This window comes from Dactylosporangium sp. NBC_01737 (assembly GCF_035963215.1).
Lineage (GTDB): Bacteria > Actinomycetota > Actinomycetes > Mycobacteriales > Micromonosporaceae > Dactylosporangium.
The window spans coordinates 7,843,565-7,861,393 of the sequence record NZ_CP109153.1; the positions used below are offsets into that span (position 1 = coordinate 7,843,565).

The following is a 17,829-nucleotide window of genomic DNA, read 5'->3' on the forward strand; positions in this document are numbered from 1 at the left end:
CGGTTCAGACGGCGAGGCGATAGCCGCGTTTGATGACGGTATGGACCAGTTCGACGCCGGGGACCGCACGGCGTAATCGTGACACGGCCATCTCGATCGCGTGGTCGTCCGCGTGCGCGAGGCCGGGGACCTGCGCGCGGAGGTCGGCGCCGGACAGCACGTCGCCCGGCGCGCGGGCGAGGGCCCGCAGCACGTCGACGGGGCCCTGCTGGATCGGGTACAGGCGGCCGTCGAGCAGGGCCGCGTGCCCGCGCACCTCCAGGGTCATGGCGCCGAGGGTGGTGTGCACGGCACGGTCGAGCACCGACCTGGCCAGGGCCGCGGCGGTCTCCTCGTCGAACGGCAGCGGCGGCACGTCCGGGGTCACGCCGTGGTGGCGCAGCACGCCGGCGGCGAGGGGGCCGCGGCTGACGGTGACGACGTGGGCGCCGAGCTGCTCGGTCAGGGCCGGCAGCCGGCCGTGGTCGGCGGCGAAGCGCAGCACGTGGCCGGTCGCGAGGGGGTCCAGCCAGGCGACCGCGTCGAGCTGGCGGCGGCTGATGAGTTCCACCACCCGGCGCAGGCCGACGACGTCGTTCGGCGGTTCGGGGCGGAACGCCGGTACCTCCGTCACGTCGGCGCCCAGCTCCCGCAGCGCCTGGCACGCCTCGGCCTGGACCGGCGCGTCGAGCTGGGCCAGGACGTGCCGCCCGGCGGGGGCGTGGGTCAGCAGGTAACGGAACAGTTCGTCGGCGGAGCCGGCCGCGGTCGACAGGATGTCGCGCAGCCCGTGGCCGCGCAGGGCGTCGGCGGTGCGGGCGTCGGCGGCGAGCAGGCGGGCGGTGCGCAGCGTCCGCAGCAGGTGCTCCGGGTCCGGGGCCGCCTGCAGCCAGGACCGGATCCCGCCGGCGGAGGCGGCGAGGACGTCGTCGACCGGCCGGGCGAGGCCGTCGGCCGTGGCCCGGGCCACGGCGGCGCGGTCCGGCTGCGGGACGGCCCGGACGCCCTGGACGGAGACGATGCGGGCGCCGTGGCGTTCGAGGAGGTCGGCGAGGCGGTGCCGGCGCCGGTGGCTGATCACGGCAATGGTGAAGCCGGCCAGCAGCGACGGGTCGGCCGCTGGCTCACCGGCGTTGCCGGTGCCCGCCGGGTGCTGCACCGTGACCTCCTTTCCGGTACCGGCCGGGGCGGGGTCGGGTCCGGATCGTATGCCGTCCCGCGGCCGGAGGTCACTGATTGGCAACAAACGGAAACGGTGTCGCCGCCGGGCGAGGCCGGGCGCCGGGCCGGTCGATAGTGATCTTGTGAGGCCCTTTGCAAGTACGTCACACGCCGCGGCCAACCCTGGTGCGGGTCACCGTCGAGGGCGAACACTCACAGGGACACACCGGGCGCGCGACCGAGGGGGTGCGGATGGGCCACAACACGCTGCTGATCCGGGACACCGGCGCCGCCGCGCCGCGGCCGGAGAACCTGATCGCCGCGGTGCTCGTCGAACGCGGCGGCAGCCTGACCCTCGACGTGTGCGGCCAGCAGATGCCGGTACCGGGGCTGCTCACGACGCATCCGGCGCTGCGGCGGCACCTCAACCAGCGGGTGTTCGTTGCGATCCGGCCCGAGCACCTGCACGACGCGTCGCTCGGGCTGCCACCCGATGCGGCCCGCACGGCGTCGGTGCTGCACGGCACCGTCCGGGGCGTCCGGAGCGACGGCCTGGGCCGGCTGCTGGACGTCGAGGTGGCCGACGCGACCGGCTGGGTGCGGGCGCCGAGGCTGGCGGCGCGGGTCGACCCGCGCTGCACCGCGGAGGCCGGCGACGCGGTCATGCTCGCCGTCGACCTGCGGCACCTGCGGGTGTTCGCCGCCACCGGCGATCCGCTGTGACGAGGCGGCGATGCTGAGATCGACCCTGAGATCGGCCCGGGGATCGGCGCCGGGACCGTGGTGCGGCACCGCCGTCGCGCTGTGCTGCGTCATGCTGCTGGCGGCCGGCTGCTCCGCGGGCGCGGCCGCCGCGGTCGGCCCCTACACCGGGCAGTCGGTCGAGGTGGTCGGCAGCTGGACCGGCGCCGAGCAGGCGAACTTCGAACGGGTCCTGCGCGCGTTCGGCGACCGGACCGGCGCGCGGGTGCGGTACACCTCCGGCGGCAGCGACCTCAGCGTGCTGGTGTCGTCCCGGCTCGGCGCCGGCAACCCCCCGGACATCGCGATGATCCCGCAGCCGGGGGTGCTGGCCCAGTACGCCGCGTCCGGCGCGGCGAAGCCCGTCACGGAGACGGTCGCCGCCGCGGTCCGGGCCAACTTCTCGCCGCAGTGGCAGCAGCTCGGCACCGCCGGCGGGCGGCTCTACGGCGTCTACTTCAAGGCCGCGAACAAGTCCGTCATCTGGTATCGCGCCGACGCGTTCGCCGCCGCCGGGGTCGGCCCGCCGTCGACGCTGGAGGAACTGACCGAGGTCTCGCAGACGCTGGTCGACTCCGGCACGGCGGCGATGACGGTCCCGGGCGCCGACGGCTGGCCCCTCACCGACTGGTTCGAGAACGTCTACCTGCAACAGGCCGGTCCCGAGCGGTACGACCGGCTGGCCGCGCACGACCTGCCGTGGACGGACCCGACGGTGGTCGAGGCGCTGCGCAGCATGGGCCGCTACTGGGCGTCGCCGCAGTTCCTGCAGGGCGGCCCCAAGGGCGCGCTGCAGACGACGTTCACCCGTTCGGTCGCGGACGTCTTCGGCGCGAAACCGAGCTCGGCGATGTTGTACGAGGCGGACTTCGTCACCACCGAGATCGCCAAGCTCGGTGTGTACCGGGTCGGCAGCGACGCCCGGCACTTCGCGTGGCCGTCGGTCGCCGGCACCGGTCGCGTGGTCGTCGCCGGCGGTGACGCCGCCGTGGCGTTCAAGGACCGGCCCGTGACCATGGAGCTCATGGCCTACCTGGCGTCGCCGGAGGCCGCCGCGATCATGGCGCGGCAGGGCGGGTTCCTGTCGGTGAACCGGAGCCTGGACACGGCCGTCTACCCCGACGCGACCACCCGGGCGCTCGCCGAGACGCTGCTGCAGGCGGAGACGCTGCGCTTCGACCTGTCCGACATGACGCCGCGCAGCTTCGGCGGCGGCAACGGCGCGTCGATGTGGCGGCTGCTGCAGGCGTACCTCGCCGCGCCGGCGACCGACCCGGCCGTGATCGCGGCACGCCTGGAGGACGCCGCGGCGAAGGCGTACGGGGCGCCGTGATGGGACGCACCGCCAAGCTCTCGACCGCGGCGTGGTTCCTGGCGCCCGCCGTCCTGCTCGTCGCCGTGCTGCTGGTCTACCCGATCGGGCAGACGCTGTGGCTGAGCTTCCACGACGCCGACGGCCGCACCGCCGTCGGCGCGGCCAACTACGCCGACATCCTCACCACCCCGCAGATCCGCAGGGCGCTGCTCAACAACGCCGTCTGGATCATCGTGGCGCCCAACCTGGTGCTGGCCGTCGGGCTGCTGGTCGCGTTCCTGGCCCAGCGGGTCCGCAGGACCACGGTGATCCGGGTCGTGCTGTTCATGCCGATGGCGATCTCGCTGGTGTCCGCCGGCGTCGCGTTTCGGCTGGTGTACGACGAGAGCCCCGACCGTGGTGCGCTCAACGCCGCCGTGGTGACCGCCCACGACGCCGTCCGGCCGCCGTCGCCGTACCACGGCGCGCGCCCCCGCGACGAGCGGGCGCTGACGCCGTCGGGCGGGGCCCTGCAGACCGCCGGCACGGTCGCCGCCGGTGAGAACGTCATGCTGCCGCTGGTCGGGCTGGCGCCGCAGCAACTGCCGTCACACGCGCGGCAGGCCGGCACCGGCGGGGACGGCGACGCCGGGGTGCACGGCGTGGTGTGGTCGGACTTCACCGCCGTCGGCGGCCGGCCCGGCACCGTCGACACCGGCGAACGGGGGCTGCCGGACGTGGCGGTGGACGTGGTCCGCGACGGCACCGTCGTGGCCCGGACCCGCACCGCCGACGACGGCACCTTCAGCGTGCCGCAGCTGCGCGGCGGCGGGTACGTCGTGCGGCTCGCCGCGGACAACTTCACCGCCCCGTTCGCCGGTCTGACCTGGCTCGGCCCGGCGCTGGTCACCCCGGCGCTCATCGGCGCGTACGTCTGGATCTGGGCCGGGTTCGCGATGGTCCTCATCACCGCGGGTTTCGCGGGCATCCCGAAGGAGACCCTGGAGGCCGCCCGGGTCGACGGCGCGGGGGAGTGGCAGGTGCTGCGCCGCGTCACCGTGCCCATGATGCGGCCCGTCGTGGTGGTCATCCTCGTCACCCTGACCGTCAACGTGCTCAAGGTGTTCGACCTGGTGCTGGTGCTCGCGCCGGAGTCCGCACAGGGCTCGGCGTCGGTCGTCGCGCTGGAGATGTGGCGCTCCTCCTTCGACCACATCGGCCGCGGCAGCGCCCTCGGCGTGCTGCTGCTCGTGCTGGTGCTGCCCGGGGTGCTGTACAACGTCCACCGGCTGCGAAGGAGCGAGCCGTGAGCCTGTTCGCCGCCGTCGAGGCGCCCGAACTGCTGCCCGCCGGGACCGAACCGCCCCCGCCGGCACCGAGCCGCGCCACCCGGGCCGCGCGCCGGGTCGCGCTGACCGCCGCGCAGGCGGCGCTGTTCATCGTCGGGCTGTGGTGGCTGGTGCCCACCGTCGGCCTCGCCGTCGTCAGCCTCCGCGGGCCCGCCGCCAACAGCGGCACCGGCTGGTGGACCGTGCTGACCGAGCCCACCCAGCTCACCCTGCGCAACTACCGCGGTCTCGTCGCCGACGGCCGGCTGACCCACGCCCTGTGGAACACCGTGCTGATCTCCGTCCCGTCGACGTTGCTCGTCGTGGCGATCGGCGCCGTCGCCGCGTACCCCCTGGCATGGCTGGCGTTCCGGGGACGGCACGCCGTCATGCTCACCCTGGCCGGGCTGGTCGCCGTCCCCGTGCAGACGGCGCTCATCCCCGACGCGCGGCTGTTCGCCGCGTTCGGCGTCGCCGGCACCATCCCGGCGGTCGTCGCGTTCCACGTCGCGTTCGGGCTGCCGTTCGCCGTGCTGCTCCTGCGCAACTTCTACCTGGCCATCCCGCCGGACCTCATCGAGGCCGCCCGCATCGACGGCGGCAGCGAGCTCACGATCCTCCGCCGGGTCGTGCTGCCGCTGGCACGGCCGGCGCTGGCGTCGCTGGCCGTGTTCGAGTTCGTGTGGGTGTGGAACGACCTCATCGTCGCGCTGGTCTTCGCCCGTCCCGACAACGCGCCGATCACCCTGGCACTGCAGGAACAGATGCGCTCCTTCCCGTCCAATGTGGACGTCATCGCACCCGGCGCGTTCGTGTCGATGGCCGTGCCGCTGCTGGTCTTCTTCTTGTTCCAACGCTTCTTCATGCAAAGCGCGCTGGCCGGCTCGCCCCGGTAGGCGACGGCACCTGTTTCCCCGCCCGCGGCGGCCGGTCGACGACGACCCGCCGGCCGTGCGGCGTCCCCACCCCACCCCACCACGACGGGACGACGATGCACCAACCCACCCGTACCGCCCGGCGCCTGCCGGTCCAGCCCGACTGGTTCCGGCGTGCCGTGTTCTACGAGGTCCTCACCCAGGCGTGCTTCGACTCCGACGACGACGGCTGCGGCGACCTGCTCGGCCTGGTGTCCAAACTGGACTACCTGCAGTGGCTCGGCATCGACTGCATCTGGCTGCCGCCGTTCTACGACTCGCCGCGCCGCGACGGCGGGTACGACATCAGCGACTACACCGCGATCAGCCCCGAGTACGGCACCATCGAGGACTTCGTGACCCTGCTCGACGAGGCGCACGCCCGTGGCATCCGGGTCATCACCGACCTGGTCCTCAACCACACCTCCGACGCCCACCAGTGGTTCCAGGAGTCCCGCAGCGACCCGACCGGCCCCTACGGCGACTTCTACGTCTGGCGCGACGACGACACCGGCTACCCCGACGCCCGGATCATCTTCGCCGACACCGAGACGTCGAACTGGACCTTCGACCCGGTGCGGCAGCAGTTCTACTTCCACCGGTTCTTCCACCACCAGCCGGACCTCAACTACGACAACCCGGTCGTCGCCGACACGATGCTCGACGTCGTGCGGTTCTGGCTCGACCTCGGCATCGACGGCTTCCGGCTCGACGCCGCGCCGTACCTGTTCGCCCGCGAGGGCACCGAATGCGCCGGCCTGCCCGAGACGCACGAGTACCTCAAACGCATCCGGAAGATCGTCGACGACGAGTACCCGGGCACCGTCCTGCTCGCCGAGGCGAACCTGTGGCCGACGGACCTGGTCGAGTACTTCGGCGACGCCACCGTCGGCGACGAGTGCCACATGGCGTTCCACTTCCCGCTGATGCCCCGCATCTTCATGGCCGTGCGCCGCGAGTCCCGGGTGCCGATCTCGGAGATCCTCGCGCAGACCCCGGCGATCCCCGAGAACTGCCAGTGGGGCACGTTCCTGCGCAACCACGACGAGTTGACCCTGGAGATGGTCACCGACGAGGAACGCGACTACCTGTACACCGAATACGCCCAGGATCCCCGGATGCGGCTCAACCTCGGCATCCGGCGGCGGCTCGCCCCGATGCTCGGCAACGACCGCAACCAGATCGAGCTGTTTACCTCGCTGCTGCTGTCGCTGCCGGGCTCACCGGTCATCTACTACGGCGATGAGATCGGCATGGGCGACAACGTCTACCTCGGCGACCGCGACGGCGTGCGCACCCCGATGCAGTGGAACGTCGACCGCAACGGCGGCTTCTCCCGCAGCGACCCGAGCCGGCTGTACCTGCCGATGAACAACGGCTGGGTGTACGGCTACCAGTCGGTCAACGTCGAACGGCAGCAGGAGGAGCCGGCGTCGCTGCTGCACTGGACCCGCAGGATGCTGGCGATCCGCAAGCGGCACCCCGCGTTCGCCCTCGGCGACTTCACCGACCTCAACGGTTCCAACGGCGCCGTGCTCGCGTTTCTTCGCCGGTACCGCGAGGAGAACGCCGCCGAGGAGGTGCTGTTGTGCGTGCACAACCTGTCCCGGCACCCGCAGCCGGTGCAGCTGCCGCTCGGCGACCTGTTCCACGGCCACGTGCCGGTGGAACTGACCGGCGACACGACGTTCCCGGGCATCGGCCGCCGGCCGTACCTGCTGACCCTGCCCGGCTACGGCTCGTACTGGTTCCGCATCGTCCCGCCGCACCGCAACGGAGGTGGTGGCCGTGTCCGATGAGGACGGTGCCGACCTGTTCGAGGCGAGCCTGCTGCTGCTGGCCGGCACGGCGCCGCTGCGCCACGCGACGGCGGCGCGGCGGCGCACCGAATGGGAGGTCGTCGCCGCCGCGTGGCAAGGCGCGCCGCTGCGGGTGGAGTTCGAGGCGGCGTACGCGGCGGCCAGGTTCGCCGAGGTGATGCGGGCCGTGCCCGAGGCCGACTGCTGGACCGGCCGCCGGGAGGCGGGCATCCGCCGCCGCTACGAGACGTTCGTCGTGGACGTCGTGGCCGCCGACCCCGGCGACGTCCTCGACCGGCTGCACGACGAGTGGGACCGCGCCGCCGGCCTGCTGCTCGGCGACGGCGCCGCGGACGAGACCCGCCTGCGGACCCGCGCCGTGGCGGTCTGGCGGTGCGCGCGCTGACCGCGGCGCCGCGGCACTCACCGGCGGGGCTGCGGCTGCGTGCCCCGGACGGTCGGTCGCTGCGGCTGCTGATGCGCTCCGCCCAGGTCCTCGGCGTCACCTGCGAGGCGCACACCGGCCGCGGCCGGCAGATCCTCTCCGTCGGCGGCCGCGGCGCCGTGACGCTGCGCTCCACCACGCGGGCCGCGCCCTGACCGGCGGGTCGGAGTGTCCTATGTGGATGGGGGTGGTCGAGAACCTGGTCGCTGACCGGCGCGGGCTACCGCAGCGCGTCGAGGACCTCCGCGGGGGCGCCCACCGTCTCCGCCACCCGCAGCGCGCTGCATCCGTGGCTGTCCGGCACGGACGGGTCGACGCCGGCCGCTTGCAGGCGCCGGATCAGGGCGACATCGCCGAAGAGGTGGGCCACGTGCAGCAGCGACCGCCGCTGCAGGCCGCGGACACCGCGAGGGTGAGCACCCACGCGGTGTCCGTCGACAGCCGCAGCCGGTGCGGCCCGTACGTCTCGAAACGGGGGTGCACGACGAGCGCCAGGCCCTTGGGATACTGCGCCAGCAGCAGCGGCAGGTGGACGCCGGGAGCGAACTGGAGGCCACCACCGAACAGGTGCCACCGGAGCAGGTCCGGCGCCAGATGCCGCAGATCGTGCAGCAGCCGGGGCTCCGCCGCGAGCACCGACGCGTCGACCCCCACGCCGGCCGCCGCGCACGCGCCCCGCCAGTCACCCGCCAGCCGGCGTTGCGTGGCGGCCTGCACACCCCGACCGTTGCGGGGCGCGGGGGTTGTTGATGAGATCGTGGCATGGACGTCACGCTGCAGGTGGACGGCGACGACCCGCTCGGCGGGCCGGAGAATCCCGCCCCGTGGCTCAGCGAAGGGCCGAGTTGAGCACGCGGGCGGTCGATCCGGCGCGGTCGCGGATCGTGCTGCTCGGCACGGCCCGGTACCGCGACCCTGAGCTGCTCGATGTGCCGCAGATCGACGCGAACGTGGACGGTCTGCGGCAGGTGTTCCTCGACCCCGACATCGGCCGGTTCGCCGAGGAGCACTGCCGTACCGTCGCCGAGGGCGCCTCGGTGGCCGACGTCGGCGACCTGCTGGAGGAGGCGGCCGAGCAGGCCGAAGACCTGCTGCTGCTCTACTACAGCGGGCACGGGGTGCTGCGCCCGAGCGGGGAGCTGTACCTCGCCCTCGCCGGCACTCGGCGGCAGAACCCGTCGTACAGCGGGCTGCGCATCGACACGATCCGCGACACGTTCCTGGGCAGCCGCGCCACGAACAAGGCGTTGATCGTCGACAGCTGCTACAGCGGCCGCGCGATCGGCGTCACCCTCGGCGTCGATGACCAGATGGTCCGGGGGCAGCTGGAGATCACGGGCACCTACATCCTCACGTCCGCGCCGTCCAACTCGCCGGCGTTCGTCCGCGACGGTGAGGCGCACACCGCGTTCACCGGGCGCATGCTGGACCTGTTCGTCAGCGGTGGCCCCGAGCGGGGCGACCTGATCAGCCTCGGCGAGATGTACGAGCACCTGCGCGCCCGGCTGCGCGCCGACGGCCTGCCGGAGCCCCAGGTGTGCGGGACCGGCAGCGCGGCCCTGCTGGGCCTGGTCCGCAACCGGCGGCCCGGCGAGCATCCGCGCCCGTCGCCGCCCGCGAACCCGCGCGCCTATCGCGTCGGCCCGCTGGAGCACATCGGCCGGCTGCTCGAGGAGGCCGAGCGCACGGCGATCGGCATCGACAGCACCCGGGAGCGGGTCAAGGCGCTGATCGCGGTGGCGGGGGCACTGCCGCCCCGCGAGGCGGCCCGCTGTGCCCGCCTGGCCGACGAGGTCGAGCGGGCCGCGGCCGGCATGGTGTCCTCCTACGACCCCGAGTTCTGTGACCGGGCGGAGAGCCTGGCCGGGGTGGCGGTGCCACTGGCGGCGGTGGACCGGGTCCGGGCGCGGCGCCTCGCCGCCGAGGCCGATGCGCTGGAGCGGAAGGCCGCGGACGAGTACAGCCGCGACGACGCGACGAAACGGGTCGCGCAGGCCCAGGTCGTCCTCGATCCCGGCAACGCCGAGCAGCTCATCAAGCGGGTGGTGCGGCGGACCCGCAAGCGCGCGTACGGCAACTCCAGGGACGACGTGGCCTGCGAGCTCGCCGTGGCCCTCGCACCCTGGCATCCGAAGGCGGCGCTGGCGCTGATCGCCGGCGTCGAGTCGAACTACGAGCGGGCGGCCGTGCTGACCCGGGTCGCGGTCAGCCACGCGGGCACGGACCCGGACAGCGCCGAGCAGGCCGCGGCGGCCATCGGCGGGTCCTACGTGGAGCCGATCGCGATGGCACGGGTCGCGCTGGTGCTGGCGGTGCGGGACTGCGCCCGGGCCGAGCGGTTCGCGGCGCGGATGACCGGCCACGACGGCGCCCGGGCCATGGCGCTGGCCACGATCGCGCGGCTGGTGCGCAGGTCCGACCCGTCGCGTGCGCGGCGGCTCGCCGCCGAGGTCCACGCGCTCACGCACCTGCGGCGCGGCGGCTCCGGCCGTTACGAGGTCGACGACTTCTGCTACGTGGTCGCGACCGCGCGGGTCACCGGCGTGCTGGCCGACACGGACGCCAAGGACGCCGCCGACCGGCTCGGCAAGGCCCGGTCGCACCTCGTCGGCATCGGCGACCGCGGGGAGCGCGCGCTCGCCCTCGCCGAGGTCGCGCAGGCGCTGGCCGGCGTGGAAGCGGCCGCCGCCCAGCCGCTCATGGACCGGGCGCTGGACGACGCCGCCCACAATGACGCGCAGGAGCCCGTCGCGATCTGTCTCGCGATGACCGACCCCGATGCCGCGGAGCGCGTCGCGGCCGGCTACCCCGGGCCGGGGTCAGGGCGGCCTCGCTGGCCGCCGTCGCGCGGCTGCTGCACGACCTGCGCGCCGCGGCGGGCGCCGCCGACGCACCGTGACCTGCCGCCACGGCGGCAGGCACCGCGACGGCGTCGCCGCGGGCCGGCGGCCGGTCCGGCACCTCGTCGAGGGCGCCGTCGCGCACCTGGACCGCTACCTGGCCAACGCCGGCGGCGACCCGCTGCGCAAGCCCGCACCCGCGGAGGACGACGGGTTCGCCGCCGAGCGGGACCGCTGATCGACGAGGTCGTGCGGCCCGCCGTCGCCGCGTACCGTGACGTGCTCGCCACCGAGATCGCGCCCGCCTCCCGCGGCCTGGAGGAGGCCGGGCTGTGCTTCCTGCCCGGCGGTGACGAGCTGTACCTGCGGCAGGTGCGCCTGCACACCACGACGCACCGCACCCCCGCTCGCCGGCTCGCCGATGTCGGCCGACGAGTTCGCGATCTACGGCCTGGTCGTGGACCTTGCCCCGGTCACCGCCGCCGACCTGGTGCGGGCGACCGGCCTGCCGCCGACGACGCTGTCGGGCATCCTCGCGCGCTGCGAACGCCGCGGTGAACCGGGCGGGTCGCCAACGCCGCCGACCGCCGTAGCGCCCTGCTGCAGCTCACCGGGCACGGCATGGGCGTCTACCGGGCCGCGCTGCCCGGCCTGCTCGACCTGCTGTCCCGGCTGGACGACGCCACGGCCGGCGGCAGCGACGGCGTCCGGCCCGCCCTGCAGGTCGTCGACGACGCGTTGCGCGCGGTCCGGGGGGTGAGCGGCCGGCCGTACCGGGTGCCGCCCGCCCCGCAGCGGTCATCGGTCGACCACGACGGCCCGCCGCTGACACCTGCCCAGCAGCGCGAGGTCCGCCGCTACGTCGACTGGCTGCGCCACCGCGACGGCTGATCCAGCCACCGTCATCGCCGCTGCGGGAACCCGCCGGCGCGGCCGACCGCGCTCTGGGCCGGCACGCCGAGCCTGTCGGTCAGCCAGCGTCCGTCGTCGATGAGGCCGGAAAGGTCGAATCCGGTGGGTACGCCCATCCGCCCGAAGCAGTAGACCAGATCCTCGGTCGCCACGTTCCCGGTCGCGTTCGGCGCGAACGGGCAGCCGCCGATGCCCGCCAGGCTCGCGTCGAGGGCCGACACGCCCGCCTGCACCGCGGCGACCGCGTTGGCCACGGCGGTGTTGCGCGTGTTGTGGAAGTGCGCCCGCAGCGGCACCCCGGGTGCTGCCCGCTCCAGCCGGCCGAAGCGCTCCGTCACGTCGCTGGGCACGGCGACGCCGATGGTGTCGGCCAGCGCGATCTCGTCCGGCGCGAGCGCGGCGACCCGGTGCAGCAGCGCGTCCAGCGCGGCGGGCGGCACCTCACCCTCGAACGGGCAGCCGAAGGAAGCGCCGACGGTCAGCGTGAACCGCACGCCGTCGGCGGCCGCCAGCCGGCGGATCGCGGTGGCGGCGGCAAGCGCCTCGGCCACCGTCATCCGCTGGTTGCGGGCGCTGAACGACTCGGTCGCCAGCACCACCATGTTCACGGCGGTGATGCCGGCCGCCCTGGCGCGCTGGTATCCCTTGACGTTGAGCACGAGCGCCGAACATTCGACACCGGGCGTGCCGGCGACGGCGGCGGCGACCTCGTCCGCGTCGGCCAGTGCCGGCACCACGTCGGGCCGGGCGAAGCCGGTCACCTCGACCCGGGTCGCGCCCCGGGCGATGACCCGGCGGATCAGTTCGAGCTTGTCGGGGGTGTCGAGCGGGCGGCGCTCGTTCTGCAGCCCGTCGCGCGGCGAGACCTCGACGAGCTCGACGGCGCCGGCCGCCGGCGGGTTCTGCGTCATGGCGAGAGTGTATGCAAAGAGTGGCTCCTTGCCTATGCTCGTGTGTTCCTGGTGACTGTTCTGGCGGCGATAGGAGCATCTACGATGCCAGAGTTGTATGCAAAGTCAGCCGGCACGCGCAGTCGGATGTCCGAGTTCGAGGGTCGCGCGGGTGCCGAGTTCACGATGACGGTTGAGAGGGGCAAGATTCGCGAGTTCGGGGCCGCCGTCGGTTCGGACAATCCGCGGTACTTCGGCGACGACCCGATCTCCCCGCCCACGTTCCTGTGGTCGAGCGCCTTCTGGGCGACGGAAGCCGGTTCACCGTGGGGCGCGCAGGCGCCGGACCTGTCGCGTGCGCTGCATGCCGGCCAGCAGTACGTGTTCCACGGACCGCCGCCGCGGGCGGGCACCGTGCTGCACTGCCGGCAGCGCATCGACCGGGTGTACACCAAGCAGGGCCGGCGCGGCGGCACGCTGGAGTTCGCCGAGATCGTCACCGAGTTCCGCGACATCGGCGGGAGTCTGGTTGCCGAGGCCCGGGCCACCCTTGTCGTGACGGAGCAGGCCCCGACGGCACCGGCGCCCGCCGGATGACGCGGCTGGGCCGGCTCGGGCCGCCGCTGGTGGATGGCCCGCTCACCGTCACCGACTTCGTGCGCTACCAGGGTGCGTCCGGCGACATGAACCCGATCCACCACGACGCCGAGTTCGCGCGCGCCGCGGGGTTCCCGACGGTGTTCGCCGTCGGGATGCGGCAGGCCGGTGTCCTGGCGGCATTTGCGGCGGACCACCTCGGGCCCGGCAACATCCGCCGGTTCGAGGTGCGGTTCCGTGCGATCGCCTGGCCGGGTGACGTCATCACCTACAGCGGTGAGGTCATCGCCGTCGAGGAGGCCGCGACCCACACGGTCTGCACGGTCGCGGTCCAGGCGACCCGGCAGACCGGCGAGGTCCACCTCGCCGGCACCGCGGTGTTCGAGGTGCCGCACGGGTGGACGCCGGCGTCGTAGCCGTTCGACGACCGTGGCGGTCGCCGGGCCGCCGGCGCGACCGGCGTCAGCGCCAGCCCGCGACCGCGGCGGCGAGCTCGGGGGTGACACCCCAGGCGCGCACGACGTCGGCGGCGGACGCCGTCGCCGTCGCGTGGCCGATCGGAAGCCGGGGCATGCCGTCGGCGAAGGTCCCGCGAGCCACCGCCTGGCCGTGCCGCGGTGCCTCGCTGAGGTTCAGCACCGGCGCCAGGCAGGCGTCGGTGCCGGCGGCGAGGGCGGCCCACTCGTCGCGGGAGCGGGTGAGCACCGCCGCTGCGATCGCCGCGCGCAACGCCGGCCAGCGGGCCGGATCGTCGCGACCCTCGCGCGCCGCGGCACTGAGTCCCAGCAGGTCGGCCAGCGCCGCGAAGAACTGGGGCTCGAGGGCGCCGATCGCGACGTAGCGGCCGTCGGCGCAGGCATACACGTCGTAGTAGGGAGCGCCGGTGTCCAGCAGGTTCGTGCCGGCCTCGTCCTGCCACCGCCCGTCGCGGTGCATGCCGTAGAGCATCGACGCCAGGTACGTGGTGCCGTCGGCGATCGCCACGTCCAGCACGCGCCCGGTGCCGGTGTGCGCGCGTTCGACGAGCGCGGCCAGCACCGCCGTGACGAGGTACATGCCGCCGCCGCCGAAGTCGCCGAGCAGGTTGGCCGGTGGCGTGGGCGGCCGGCCGTGCCGGGCGGCGGCGTGCAGGGCTCCGGTGACGGCGATGTAGGTGATGTCGTGGCCGGCCGTGGCGGCCAGCGGTCCGGTCTGCCCCCATCCGGTCATCCGGCCGTAGACGAGCCGTGGGTTGATGGCATGGCAGTCCTTCGGGCCGAGCCCGAGCCGTTCAGCGACGCCGGGCCGGTATCCCTCGAGGAGGACGTCCGCGGAGGCCACCAGTCCGCTGACGACCTCCACGGTGGCGGGGTCCTTCAGGTTGACGGAGACCACGGGCCGGCCCCGCTCCAGCCCGCCGCCGCCGGGGACCTGGCCGGGGCGGCGGAGCGCCAGTACGTCGGCGCCAAGGTCGGCCATCAGCATGCCCGCGAAGGGCTCGGGCCCGATGCCGAGCAGTTCGAGGACCCGCACGCCGCGCAGTGGTCCGGGCGGCCGGTCGAGGGACTCAGCCACCGCGCTGACCTTCCATGTCTGCCGCCGGCGCCCCGGCCACGATCCCGCGGGTCAGCAGGTCGTCCCAGGTCTCGTCGTCCACCCCGGCCAGCTCGCCGAGGATCGCGCGCGTGTGCTGACCCAGATGCGGCCCCACCGCGGAGACCTCGCCCGGCGTGCGGCTGAACTTCGGGACGATGCCGGCCATCGGCCCGTGCTTGCCGTCGGGCGTCTCCGGCCGCAGCACCATGTCCCGGGCGGCATAGTGCACGTCGGTGACCATGTCGGCCGCGGTGTAGATCTTCCCCGCCGGGACGCCGTGGTCCGCGAGCACACGCAGCAGCTCTGTCGCCGGGAGCGAGGTGGTCCAGCGCTCGATCTCCTCGTCCAGGACGCCCGAGTTGCGGCCGCGGGCCTCGTGTCCGTCGAAGCGCGGGTCGGCCGCCAGTTCCGGGCGTCCCATGGCGTCGCAGAGCCGCCGGTACACCGCGTCGGCGTTGCCCGCGATCGCGATGTCGGCCCCGTCGGCGGTGCGGTACACATTGGACGGTGCCACCCCCGGCAGGACGCTTCCGGTTCGCGTGCGCAGCGTGCCCGCCCGTTCGTAGTCGACCATCGTCGACTCCATGAGGGCCGCGACCGCCTCGTAGATGGCCACGTCGACCTCCTGGCCCTTGCCGCTCGCCGCGCGCTCGACGAGCGCTGTGGAGGTTCCCACGACGGCGAACAACGCGGCCAGCGAGTCGCCGAGGCTGATGCCGGTCCGGGCCGGGCGCGACCCGGCGTCGCCGGTCGTGAACCGGATGCCCCCCATGGCCTCGCCGATGCTGCCGAAGCCGGCCTCGCGTGACCGCGGGCCGGTCTGGCCCAGCCCGGAGACGTGCACGACGATGATGCCGGGGTTGAGCTCGGCGAGCGTCTGGTAGCCCAGGCCCCAGGCGTCGAGGGTGCCGGGCCGGAAGTTCTCCAGCACGACGTCGCAGCGGGCGGCGAGCGCACGTGCCACGGCCTGGCCGTCCGGGTGCCGCAGGTCCAGTGCGACGGACCGCTTGTTCCTTGCGATGGCCGGCCACCACAGGCTCTGGCCGTCCTGCACGATGCCCCAGCGGCGCATCGGATCGCCGCCCGCGGGCGGCTCGATCTTGATCACCTCGGCGCCGTAGTCGGCGAGCAGCTGCCCCGCGAACGGTCCCGCGATGAAACTGCCCAGCTCCAGGACCCGGACGCCCGACAACGGGCCTGACGAACCGTGCTTCGTCACGATCGCTCTCCTAGAATGTGCACAATCTGTCGCCCGGAGCGAGCAAAACTGGGGAATGTGCCGGGCTGGTCCGTACTATTGCACACAATCGGCGGCTGCGGCACACTCCGGTTCATGGACGCCGCACACCTCGCGCAGGTCTACCCATGACGCACGACGCCGTGCGGGTCACGACGGATGGTCCGATCGCCACCGTCACCCTGAGCCGTCCCGATCGGCTCAACGCCCTCGACCTCGCGGGCATGCGACTGCTGGCGGGCCGGCTGCGTGAGGCGGCCGGCCGGCCCGGCGTGCGCTGCGTCCTGCTCACCGGGGAAGGGCGGGGCTTCTGCGCCGGCGCCGACGTCTCACCCGAGGGTGCGGCGGCCGGCGGCGCGGACGGCCGCGCGATCGTCGCCGCGGCGAACGATGTGGTGCTCGCGGTGATCCGGGCCGACGTGCCGGTCGTCGCCGCGGTGAACGGGCCGGCGGTCGGCGTCGGCGTCTCGTTCGCCATCGCCTGCGACGCGGTCGTGGCCGCCGACACGAGCTGGTTCCAGCTGCCGTTCGTCCGGATCGGGCTGCTGCCCGACGGCGGAGCGACCCACCTGCTCCCGGCCGCGATCGGGCGGGTGCGCGCGTCGCGGATGGCGCTGTTCGCCGAGCGTGTCCCGGCGGCGGACGCGCTTGCGTGGGGCATGGTCTCGCACGTCGTGCCGGCCGTCGAGCTCCTCGGCACCGCCCGCGCGCTGGCGGCAGGGGCGGCCGGCGCGTCGCCCGAGGCGCTCCGGCGCACCAAACGGGCCTTGCGGCGGGCCGCTGCCGACGGGCTCGAGGCGGCCATGCGGCACGAGCTGCAGGAGCAGGGTGAGCTGCTGGACGGCCCGGACTACGCGGAGGGCCTGACCGCGCTGCGGGAGCGGCGGGAGCCGCGCTTCGGACCGGCTCACCCCTGGTAGGGGCGTTCGCGCCGGAGCTCCTCCCGGGCGACCGTGCGGCGGTGGACGGCGTCGGGGCCGTCGACGATCCGCAGGACCCGCGCCCACGCGTAGAAGTACGCGAGCGGGGTGTCGTCGCTGACCCCGGCGCCGCCGAACACCTCGATCGCCCGGTCGATGACCGCGGTCGCCATCGCCGGCACGGCGACCTTGATCGCGGCGATCTCGGTGCGGGCGCCCTTGGCGCCGTGCTTGTCGACCAGCCACGCCGTCTTCTGGACCAGCAGCCGGGCCTGGTCGATGTCGATGCGCGACTGCGCGATGAGCTCGCGGACCACGCCCTGCTCGGCGAGGGGCAGGCCGAACGCCACCCGCGACTTCGCGCGGCCCACCATGAGGGCCAGGGCCCGCTCGGCCATGCCGACCGCCCGCATCGCGTGATGGATGCGACCCGGCCCGAGGCGGGCCTGCGCGATCGTGAACCCGTCGCCCTCCTCGCCCAGCAGGTTCGCCCGGGGCACGCGGACGTCGCGGAACACCAGCTCGGAGTGGCCGTGCTGATCCTGGTAGCCGAAGATCGGCAGGTGCCTGACGACCTCCAGCCCGGGGCTGTCGCGGGGGACCAGGATCATCGTCTGCTGCCGGTGTGCCGCGGCATCCGGGTCGGACTTGCCCATCACGATGAACACCTGGCACCGCGTGTCGGCGACTCCGGTGATCCACCACTTGCGTCCGTTGATGACGTAGTCGTCGCCGTCGCGGACGATGGTGGTCGTGATGTTGGTGGCGTCGGAGGACGCGACGTCCGGCTCGGTCATCGCGTAGGCCGACCGTATCGTCCCGGCCAGCAGCGGCTCCAGCCACCGCTGCCGCTGCTCGTCGGTGGCGAACCGGTGCAGCGTCTCCATGTTGCCGGTGTCGGGGGCCTGGCAGTTGATCGCCTCCGGGGCGATCACCGGCGACCACCCGGAGACCTCGGCGACGGCCGAGTACTCCAGGTTGGTCAGCCCGCCCAGCTCGGGCAGGAAGAGGTTCCACAGGCCGCGCCGGCGCGCGGAGGCCTTCAGGTCGTCCATCACCGGCGGGTACTCGTGCGGCCCGTGCCCGGCCAGGTAGGCGGCCCACTGCCGCTCAGCGGGAAAGACCTCCTCCCGCATGAACTCCCACATCCGCCCGACGGTGTCCTCCGCCTTCGGCGAGAGCGCAAAATCCACCTGT

Annotated in this window: 19 protein-coding genes; 12 read left to right on the plus strand and 7 right to left on the minus strand. The window is 73.9% G+C overall.

The window, feature by feature from the left end:
- Positions 1-4 precede the first annotated feature (4 nt).
- The gene (locus OHA72_RS35775) at positions 5-1,138 is read right to left on the minus strand and encodes a uroporphyrinogen-III synthase (RefSeq protein ID WP_327000468.1); all 1,134 of its coding nucleotides are present in this window, start codon (positions 1,136-1,138) and stop codon (positions 5-7) included.
- Between the two features lie 254 nt (positions 1,139-1,392).
- On the opposite strand from OHA72_RS35775, the gene OHA72_RS35780 reads away from it, so the two are divergent.
- From OHA72_RS35780 to OHA72_RS35810, 7 genes are all read left to right on the plus strand, one after another.
- Positions 1,393-1,863, plus strand: a complete 471-nt coding sequence (locus tag OHA72_RS35780) for a TOBE domain-containing protein (RefSeq protein WP_327000469.1) — start codon at positions 1,393-1,395, stop codon at positions 1,861-1,863.
- A 10-nt stretch (positions 1,864-1,873) separates the two neighbouring features.
- Complete coding sequence (locus OHA72_RS35785) at positions 1,874-3,214, plus strand: ABC transporter substrate-binding protein (RefSeq protein ID WP_327000470.1); 1,341 nt, start codon at positions 1,874-1,876, stop codon at positions 3,212-3,214.
- Complete coding sequence (locus tag OHA72_RS35790) at positions 3,214-4,485, plus strand: carbohydrate ABC transporter permease (RefSeq protein ID WP_327000471.1); 1,272 nt, start codon at positions 3,214-3,216, stop codon at positions 4,483-4,485. The genes OHA72_RS35785 and OHA72_RS35790 overlap by 1 nt, the downstream gene beginning before the upstream one ends.
- Positions 4,482-5,399 carry a carbohydrate ABC transporter permease gene (locus OHA72_RS35795; RefSeq protein ID WP_327000472.1) on the plus strand — a complete coding sequence of 306 codons (918 nt, stop codon included), beginning with the start codon at positions 4,482-4,484 and terminating at the stop codon, positions 5,397-5,399. The genes OHA72_RS35790 and OHA72_RS35795 overlap by 4 nt, the downstream gene beginning before the upstream one ends.
- 95 nt (positions 5,400-5,494) lie before the next feature.
- On the plus strand, positions 5,495-7,216 hold the full coding sequence (treS, locus tag OHA72_RS35800) for a maltose alpha-D-glucosyltransferase (protein ID WP_327000473.1): 1,722 nt from the start codon (positions 5,495-5,497) through the stop codon (positions 7,214-7,216).
- Positions 7,206-7,622 (plus strand): hypothetical protein, encoded by a 417-nt coding sequence (locus tag OHA72_RS35805; protein ID WP_327000474.1) that lies wholly within the window; start codon positions 7,206-7,208, stop codon positions 7,620-7,622. The genes treS and OHA72_RS35805 overlap by 11 nt, the downstream gene beginning before the upstream one ends.
- Positions 7,610-7,816 (plus strand): hypothetical protein, encoded by a 207-nt coding sequence (locus OHA72_RS35810; protein WP_327000475.1) that lies wholly within the window; start codon positions 7,610-7,612, stop codon positions 7,814-7,816. The genes OHA72_RS35805 and OHA72_RS35810 overlap by 13 nt, the downstream gene beginning before the upstream one ends.
- Positions 7,817-7,881: 65 nt before the next feature.
- Here OHA72_RS35810 and OHA72_RS35815 read toward each other — a convergent pair whose 3' ends face one another.
- Together OHA72_RS35815 and OHA72_RS65025 are read right to left on the minus strand one after the other, a co-directional pair.
- On the minus strand, positions 7,882-8,031 hold the full coding sequence (locus tag OHA72_RS35815; RefSeq protein WP_327000476.1) for a hypothetical protein: 150 nt from the start codon (positions 8,029-8,031) through the stop codon (positions 7,882-7,884).
- Complete coding sequence (locus OHA72_RS65025; protein ID WP_442788371.1) at positions 8,001-8,378, minus strand: hypothetical protein; 378 nt, start codon at positions 8,376-8,378, stop codon at positions 8,001-8,003. The genes OHA72_RS35815 and OHA72_RS65025 overlap by 31 nt, the downstream gene beginning before the upstream one ends.
- Before the next feature lie 107 nt (positions 8,379-8,485).
- On the opposite strand from OHA72_RS65025, the gene OHA72_RS35825 reads away from it, so the two are divergent.
- A complete protein-coding gene (locus tag OHA72_RS35825) occupies positions 8,486-11,059 on the plus strand; it encodes a caspase, EACC1-associated type (protein WP_327000477.1) in 2,574 nt (857 codons plus the stop codon).
- 63 nt (positions 11,060-11,122) lie between these two features.
- Entirely contained in the window at positions 11,123-11,392 is a 270-nt protein-coding gene (locus OHA72_RS35830) for a hypothetical protein (protein WP_327000478.1), read from the plus strand.
- 11 nt (positions 11,393-11,403) lie between these two features.
- Here the strand turns inward: OHA72_RS35830 and OHA72_RS35835 are convergent, their stop codons facing one another.
- Positions 11,404-12,324 (minus strand): hydroxymethylglutaryl-CoA lyase, encoded by a 921-nt coding sequence (locus tag OHA72_RS35835; RefSeq protein WP_327000479.1) that lies wholly within the window; start codon positions 12,322-12,324, stop codon positions 11,404-11,406.
- Between the two features lie 165 nt (positions 12,325-12,489).
- Between OHA72_RS35835 and OHA72_RS35840 the strand changes: the two genes are divergently transcribed.
- On the plus strand, positions 12,490-12,900 hold the full coding sequence (locus tag OHA72_RS35840; protein WP_327000480.1) for an FAS1-like dehydratase domain-containing protein: 411 nt from the start codon (positions 12,490-12,492) through the stop codon (positions 12,898-12,900).
- Positions 12,897-13,316, plus strand: a complete 420-nt coding sequence (locus OHA72_RS35845; protein WP_327000481.1) for a MaoC/PaaZ C-terminal domain-containing protein — start codon at positions 12,897-12,899, stop codon at positions 13,314-13,316. Before OHA72_RS35840 ends, OHA72_RS35845 begins: the two co-directional genes overlap by 4 nt.
- A 46-nt stretch (positions 13,317-13,362) precedes the next feature.
- On the opposite strand, the gene OHA72_RS35850 is transcribed toward OHA72_RS35845, so the two are convergent.
- Both OHA72_RS35850 and OHA72_RS35855 read right to left on the minus strand, forming a co-directional pair.
- The gene (locus OHA72_RS35850; protein WP_327000482.1) at positions 13,363-14,454 is read right to left on the minus strand and encodes a CaiB/BaiF CoA transferase family protein; all 1,092 of its coding nucleotides are present in this window, start codon (positions 14,452-14,454) and stop codon (positions 13,363-13,365) included.
- Positions 14,447-15,694, minus strand: a complete 1,248-nt coding sequence (locus OHA72_RS35855) for a CaiB/BaiF CoA transferase family protein (protein ID WP_327000483.1) — start codon at positions 15,692-15,694, stop codon at positions 14,447-14,449. The genes OHA72_RS35850 and OHA72_RS35855 overlap by 8 nt, the downstream gene beginning before the upstream one ends.
- A 146-nt stretch (positions 15,695-15,840) precedes the next feature.
- Between OHA72_RS35855 and OHA72_RS35860 the strand changes: the two genes are divergently transcribed.
- Positions 15,841-16,632, plus strand: a complete 792-nt coding sequence (locus OHA72_RS35860) for an enoyl-CoA hydratase-related protein (protein WP_327000485.1) — start codon at positions 15,841-15,843, stop codon at positions 16,630-16,632.
- Here the strand turns inward: OHA72_RS35860 and OHA72_RS35865 are convergent.
- Complete coding sequence (locus tag OHA72_RS35865) at positions 16,620-17,825, minus strand: acyl-CoA dehydrogenase family protein (RefSeq protein ID WP_442788372.1); 1,206 nt, start codon at positions 17,823-17,825, stop codon at positions 16,620-16,622. The genes OHA72_RS35860 and OHA72_RS35865 overlap by 13 nt on opposite strands.
- Between the last annotated feature and the right edge of the window lie 4 nt (positions 17,826-17,829).

What these genes read in the sequence shown, in the direction of transcription:
- OHA72_RS35785 (WP_327000470.1), top strand. Translation starts at nt 1,874, where the DNA reads ATGCTGAGATCGACCCTGAGATCGGCCCGGGGATCGGCGCCGGGACCG.
- OHA72_RS35790 (WP_327000471.1), top strand. Translation starts at nt 3,214, where the DNA reads ATGGGACGCACCGCCAAGCTCTCGACCGCGGCGTGGTTCCTGGCGCCC.
- OHA72_RS35780 (WP_327000469.1), top strand. Translation starts at nt 1,393, where the DNA reads ATGGGCCACAACACGCTGCTGATCCGGGACACCGGCGCCGCCGCGCCG.
- OHA72_RS35860 (WP_327000485.1), top strand. Translation starts at nt 15,841, where the DNA reads ATGACGCACGACGCCGTGCGGGTCACGACGGATGGTCCGATCGCCACC.
- OHA72_RS35840 (WP_327000480.1), top strand. Translation starts at nt 12,490, where the DNA reads ATGACGGTTGAGAGGGGCAAGATTCGCGAGTTCGGGGCCGCCGTCGGT.
- OHA72_RS35830 (WP_327000478.1), top strand. Translation starts at nt 11,123, where the DNA reads ATGGGCGTCTACCGGGCCGCGCTGCCCGGCCTGCTCGACCTGCTGTCC.
- OHA72_RS35835 (WP_327000479.1), bottom strand. Translation starts at nt 12,324, where the DNA reads ATGACGCAGAACCCGCCGGCGGCCGGCGCCGTCGAGCTCGTCGAGGTC.
- OHA72_RS35845 (WP_327000481.1), top strand. Translation starts at nt 12,897, where the DNA reads ATGACGCGGCTGGGCCGGCTCGGGCCGCCGCTGGTGGATGGCCCGCTC.
- treS (WP_327000473.1), top strand. Translation starts at nt 5,495, where the DNA reads ATGCACCAACCCACCCGTACCGCCCGGCGCCTGCCGGTCCAGCCCGAC.